The 4,943-nt window shown below is 70.7% G+C and carries 5 protein-coding genes; 1 reads left to right on the top strand and 4 read right to left on the bottom strand.

Features of this window, described 5'->3' with window-relative positions:
* On the bottom strand, positions 1–1,352 hold a 1,352-nt coding region (pyk, locus tag INE98_RS08535; RefSeq protein ID WP_293538199.1), incomplete at its 3' end, for a pyruvate kinase.
* A gap of 159 nt (positions 1,353–1,511) precedes the next feature.
* Here pyk and INE98_RS08530 point away from each other — a divergent pair.
* Positions 1,512–1,961 (top strand): GNAT family N-acetyltransferase, encoded by a 450-nt coding sequence (locus INE98_RS08530; RefSeq protein ID WP_293538197.1) that lies wholly within the window; start codon positions 1,512–1,514, stop codon positions 1,959–1,961.
* A gap of 100 nt (positions 1,962–2,061) precedes the next feature.
* On the opposite strand, the gene INE98_RS08525 is transcribed toward INE98_RS08530, so the two are convergent.
* The 3 genes from INE98_RS08525 to INE98_RS08515 all read right to left on the bottom strand — a co-directional run.
* Entirely contained in the window at positions 2,062–3,564 is a 1,503-nt protein-coding gene (locus tag INE98_RS08525; protein ID WP_293538195.1) for a carboxylesterase family protein, read from the bottom strand.
* A gap of 84 nt (positions 3,565–3,648) precedes the next feature.
* Positions 3,649–4,293 carry an Abi family protein gene (locus INE98_RS08520; protein ID WP_293538193.1) on the bottom strand — a complete coding sequence of 215 codons (645 nt, stop codon included), beginning with the start codon at positions 4,291–4,293 and terminating at the stop codon, positions 3,649–3,651.
* A gap of 172 nt (positions 4,294–4,465) precedes the next feature.
* Positions 4,466–4,943, bottom strand: a 478-nt coding sequence (locus INE98_RS08515) for an OB-fold nucleic acid binding domain-containing protein (protein ID WP_367120177.1), incomplete at its 5' end; no start/stop codon positions are given.

Genomic DNA, 4,943 nt, shown 5'->3' with positions numbered 1-4,943 from the left:
GCCAGGATCAGCACCCGGTGCCCGGGGGGGCAAAGCCCCGCCGCCAGGGCCTCGTCCACCGCCACCCGGGCCAGGTCCTCGGGGTCGGTGATGGTGCTGACCACCCGGGCCTCCACGCCCCAGGCCAGGGCCAGGCGCCGGGCGGTGGCCAGGCGCGTCGTCAGGGCCAGGGTGGGCTGGAGCGGGCGCTCCCGCGACAGGCGCAGGGCCGTCTGGCCGGTCGTGGTGAAGGCGGCCAGGCACCCTGTGGAGGCGGAGTCCGCGGCCCGGCGGGCGGCGGCGACCAGGGCGTCCGCATCGGCGTCCTCCACCGGGTACTCGGCGGCCATCAGCTCGGGCCAGCGCGGGTCGCGCTCCACCCGGGTCAGGATCCGGTCCATCATGCCCACGGCCTCAAGCGGATAGTCCCCCGCGGCGGTCTCCGCCGACAGCATGACCGCGTCGGCGCCCTCATAGACGGCGGCGGCCACGTCCGAGGCCTCGGCCCGGGTGGGCGTCGGCGAATGGATCATGGACTCCAGCATCTGGGTGGCCACGATGACGGGGATGCCCCGCATGCGCGCGGCGCGGACCAGGGTCTTCTGGACCACCGGCACATCCTCGGGCGCCAGCTCCACCCCCAGGTCCCCCCGGGCCACCATCACCGCCTCGGACAGGTCCAGGATTTCGTCCAGGGCCTCCAGGGCGGCGGGCTTCTCGATCTTGGCCAGGACGCCGGCCCGCCCGAGGACGATCTGCCTCAGCTCGGCCATGTCGGCGGCGCGCTGGACGAAGGAGAGGGCGACCCAGTCCACGCCCTGGGCGAGGGCGAAGTCGAGGTCCAGCCGGTCCTTCTCGGTCAGGGCGGGGATGGGAATGGCCAGGCCCGGCAGGTTCAGGCCCTTGTGGTCCGAAAGGGCCTCGCCGCTGATCACCGCGGTCTCGGCGAAGTCCTGGCCGAAGCGGCCGACCTTCAGCCGCACCTTGCCGTCATCCAGCAGCACGTCGGCCCCGGTCTTCAGGGCGGCGAAGATCTCCGGGTGCGGCACGCAGACCCGGCGGGAGTCCCCCGGCGTCGGGTCGCGGTCCAGGCGGAAGGCCTGGCCCCGGCTCAGCTCCACGCGACCGTCCCGGAACTCGCCCAGCCGGATCTTCGGGCCCTGCAGGTCCGCCAGCACCGCCAGCGGTCGCCCCACCTCGACCTCCGCCGCCCGCACCCGGGCGATGGCGGTGGCGTGGTCGGCAGGCTCGCCATGGCTGAAATTGACCCGGAAGACGTCGGCGCCCGCCCTGGCCAGGGCGATGATCTGCTCCGGCTCACGAGTCGCCGGTCCGAGCGTGGCGACAATGCGGGCTCTGCGGGCGCGAATCATGAGGGGTCCTGGTCTGGGTCAGTCACACCCTTAGCCCTAAACTTTGAAAGGGGTTTAACGACGGGGGGCTTGCTGTCGATCGGAGATCATTTCAGCCTGGTTTCCCCGGTTCCCGATCCCCGCAGCCGCACCTTGGCTGGACCGGCAGGGAGAGTCGGCATGAAGCCGTACAAGGTTCGATTCCTTCCACCAGACGGCGGGGATGAGGAATTCTGGAGAATCTTGGCGGCCGCTGTCGGGCATCCCACGTCCGAAAAGATGGCGCGGGTCCGCGCTACCTATCGGGACGAACCCGGCCGGGGACTGGTCGAGGCGATCGTCAATAGAGTCCAGGTGGCGTCGGCGGGATTTCGACAGGATCAGGAAGGGGTAGAGATCACCCATATCGCTGTGGCGCCAGGTCGCCAGGGCTCCGGGTACGGACGAGCGCTCATAGAGGCGATTTGCAGGGCTCACCCAGGCCTGCCGATTCACGCTGAAACGCACCCCGGAGCGACAGGTTTCTATCTGAGGCTTGGCTTTGCCGTGGAGGCGCTGCCGCCCAAGGCGGGATGGGAACCCCGTTTCAGGTGTCTTCGGATCGCAGACGTCGGGCCAGCGCCGCTCTGACCCGGGTACAGAAGTCCACGCCCCGGGGCCAGGGCTCCGGGCCGGAGGGGGTCTGCGGAGCGGCAGGCGCCCTCTCTCTGCGGTGACCTTTGGGCGCGGCTCAGGGCAGGGCCAGTCCCGGCAGGGCCCTGGCCTCCTGGAAGTCCAGGCGACCCGCCTGGAAGCCAGTCCTCAGGCCGGTCTCGCGGCCGAACTCCAGCAGGGTGTCCGCATCCCGCGAATAGGCGGGCCAGACCTGGCCCCCGGGGCAGTCCGGGCGGCCGGTCCTTGCGAAGCCGGCCCAGCAGCCGTTCATCAGCGCCGCCATGGCCCGGTCCTCCTCCGAAACCACCGACATGGGCGTCCGACGGCCCCAGTACTGGAAGACGTACTGGATTTCCGCGGCATGGGCGGCGCGGTCGGTGAAGGGCCGGAACCGGGTTCCCACGTAGGAGAAGTGGTAGAGCCAGGCCGGGGCGCCCGAGGCGGCCTGGCGGGCGATCCAGCGGGCCGGGGCGCCCATGGCCCGGTCGGTGAAGACGGCCCGGGCCAGGGCTTCGTCGCCCTTGGCGGCCTCTGCGGGATAGGCCTCTCGGGCGCCCTCGGGCACGGCGTTGATCATCTCCGGCCGCCAGGGGCCCATCAGGGAGTCCTCGCCCGAGTTCCAGCCGATGATCAGCGGCACGTCGGCGGCCCGTCCGGCGGCGAAGGCCTGTGTGGGGGCCTCCTTCAGGAGCCGCCCGTCCGGGAAGGGGCCGAAGCTTCCGCCCACGCCGGCCACCAGGCTCTCTGCCGGCAGGGCCCGCAGGTTGGCGGCGGAGGCCTTGGCGTGGCCCAGGGCCGCCAGGGCCTTCTCCCCGGCCTCAGCCCTTGCGGCCAGCGTGACGGGCGCGAACCAGCCGCCGCCGGACTGGACGATGGCGCGGGCGTAGAGACCCTTCGCGGCCGGCGTCGCCAGCAGAGCCAGGGTGCTCATGCCCCCGGCGCTCTCGCCGAACACCGTCACCTGCCGCGGGTCGCCCCCGAAGGCGGCGATGTTGCGTTTCACCCACTGCAGGGCGGCGATCTGGTCCATCAGGCCGTAGTTGCCCAGGGGCTCGTCCTTCCGGGCGGCGGCGGTCAGGGCGGGATGGGCGAAATAGCCCAGCGGCCCCAGCCGGTAGTTGATCGTCACCACCACGATCCCCTGCCGGGCGAAGGCCGAGCCGTCGTAGATCCAGCCCGCCCCCTCCCGGTGGCTACCGCCATGGATCCAGACCATGACCGGCGCCTTGCGGGCCTTCGCCGGGGCGAAGACGTTCAGCTGCAGGCAGTCCTCGCTCATGGGTCCGTTGGCGCCGCCGCCGTTAGGCGAGCCGTCGGCGTTCATCTTCTGCACGCAGGAGGGGCCGTTCCGGGTGGCGTCCCGCTCGCCGGTCCAGGCCGCGGCCCGGGCGGGCGGGGCCCAGCGGCGCTCGCCTGTCGGCGGGGCGGCGTAGGGGATGTTGCGCCAGACGCCGACGCCCTCCCTGGTTTCGCCAGCCAGGACCCCTGTCTCCACCTTCACCCGCGCGGGCTCCGCGGCGGCGGCCCCGGCGACCAGCGTCAGGGCGAGGGCGGCGGCCCGGGCGAGCATGTTCAGCATGGCGTGTCTCCCTGTCGGCAGGGACTTCGCCGCAGGGCCTGCGGGGCGTCAAGGGCGGGTGATCTTGGGGTCGCCGCCCGGGCGTCAGTCCGCCCTGAAGACTTCAGGAAAACGGCTAATGCTCTGGACCCAGTCCGCCGCCTCCCGAGACATCCAGCGGATCGCCTCGATCACTTCGGCATGATCGGTCTCAAGATCCCGGTGGAAGATGGGTTCGTGGTGCGCAATTCGATTGCGGAGCCGCCGCAGGGCGTTCAGGCGGCGATGGACTCGATCCCGCCTCATGTTCCGGCCGGTTCCGTTGAAGGCTCTGTAGAGGCTGTCTCTCCAGAGTGTGGCGTCGTAGCGCGGCCCCAGGAGGCCGACCCAGGATCCGAAGTTGAGCTCAGCGACAATCCTTCCCGGCGTTTCAGCTTTTCGGGATTTCGACACGACGTCTTTGGCGCGCCGGATGTCCTGACGGATGTCGGATTGAAGAGGTGCTGAAGCCGCCTCGAACCATTCCGAACCGTAAGCGGTTGATAGGGTCCGATGGATCCTGTTTCGAAGGCAGATCTCGAGTGTTTGCAGCGGGGTGTAGAAGGCTTCTGCGAGCCGGGAGTTCCGCTCGTAGAGAGCGAGTGCGCGATCCAGGTCGCCTGAGGCGACCTCCAGGTATTTTCCAAGGCGTTCGCGCGTCAGGACCTCCGCCAGGCTCGCGTCGATCGCAGGGGTCCGCCAAGAGTTCACTTGGCGTTCCCGTCCGAACGAACTAGAGTGTCGGCGTACACCCCGGGCCGGCCTCTGCCTTTTGGCATGCTCCCGGGGTCAGTCGTTTCTGGGTTGGGCCTTCTCAACCCTGGCGGCCGCTTCGGCCTTTCCTTTCGGTTCGAATTTCGTGGCATCGGCTTGCTGTCTTCCTTCAGTGGAAGTCGCGGCTGGCCACCAGCCGTCCGCCGCCGGCCGCAGGCGTCTCGCCGGGCTCGTCCGTCCGCAGGGCGGCGGCCAGGAAGGACAGGTCGGTGATCCGCTCGGCCACCAGGTGGATGATCTGGCCGGCGACCTGCAGCCGTCCCTCCACCAGGGCCAGGCCCGAGCGCATGACCGCCGGCCTGTGCGCCTCGAAGACATCCTTCCAGACGATGATGTTGGCCGGGCCGGTCTCGTCCTCCAGGGTCATGAAGACCACGCCCCTCGCCGTGCCGGGCCTCTGGCGCACCAGGACCAGGCCCGCCACGGCGACGCGGCGGCCGTCGCGCATCCGCCCCAGCTCGGCTGCCGTCCGCGCCCCCCGCCGGGCCAGTTCCTCGCGCAGGAAGGCGCAGGGGTGGGCCTTCAGGGACAGGCGCAGGGTCCGGTAGTCCTCGGCGGTCTCGCGGGCGGCGGTCATGATCGGCAGG

Source organism: Phenylobacterium sp. (assembly GCF_020253645.1).
Taxonomy (GTDB): Bacteria; Pseudomonadota; Alphaproteobacteria; order Caulobacterales; family Caulobacteraceae; genus Phenylobacterium.
The sequence above is the reverse complement of the archived record's forward strand: the minus strand, read 5'-3'. Positions and strand labels throughout refer to the sequence as shown.

Excerpts from the sequence above, each read along its gene's own strand:
- INE98_RS08530 (WP_293538197.1), top strand. The coding sequence starts at position 1,512 with ATGAAGCCGTACAAGGTTCGATTCCTTCCACCAGACGGCGGGGATGAG.
- INE98_RS08525 (WP_293538195.1), bottom strand. The coding sequence starts at position 3,564 with ATGCTGAACATGCTCGCCCGGGCCGCCGCCCTCGCCCTGACGCTGGTC.